Annotated in this window: 1 protein-coding gene; it reads left to right on the plus strand. The window is 65.4% G+C overall.

Going from position 1 to position 642, the window contains the following annotated elements:
• Positions 1–642, plus strand: a 642-nt coding sequence (locus tag CSC70_RS13970; protein ID WP_162457207.1) for a maltotransferase domain-containing protein, incomplete at both ends; no start/stop codon positions are given.

A 642-nucleotide genomic window follows, 5' to 3' on the forward strand; every position in this document is an offset into this window, starting at 1 on the left:
GTGCTGTGGCGTCCGGCCGACGCCAAGGCCTGGGCCAGCGCGCCAATGCGTGCGTTGGGCAACGACCGTTGGCGCGCCGAGTTCCCGTTGGAACGCATCGGCAGCTACGAATTTCGCGTAGAAGCCTGGCGCGACGTCTTCGCCACCTTGCATGCGGATCTGGAAAAGAAACGTGCCGCAAACACCGTGCTCCCGGTCGATGTGCAGGAGGCGGTTGCGGCAGTGCAGGCCGCACAGGCGCGCAGCGACGGTGCGCTAGCCGAGCGCTTGCAGACCGTGCTCACCCGCATCGGTGCGCAGAGCGAACTCCTGCAGCAGCTGGCCATCGTGCTGGAGCCGGATACCGCGCAGGCGATGGCGCTGGCCGACGACAAGCCGTTCCGCTCGGAATATCCGGTCGCCTTCCGGGTGGAATCCGAGCGCCGCGCAGCGCACTTTTCCAGTTGGTACGATCTGTTTCCGCGTTCGCAAAGTGGCGATGCGAGCCGGCATGGCACGTTCGATGACGTCATCAAGCGCTTGCCGCACATCCGCGCGATGAACTTCGACGTGCTGTACATGCCGCCGATCCATCCGATCGGCCTGAATAACCGCAAGGGCCGCAATAACTCGGTCACGGCGGTGGAAGGCGAGCCCGGCAGC

Source organism: Pseudoxanthomonas kalamensis DSM 18571 (genome assembly GCF_010211745.1).
Taxonomy (GTDB): Bacteria; Pseudomonadota; Gammaproteobacteria; order Xanthomonadales; family Xanthomonadaceae; genus Pseudoxanthomonas_A; species Pseudoxanthomonas_A kalamensis.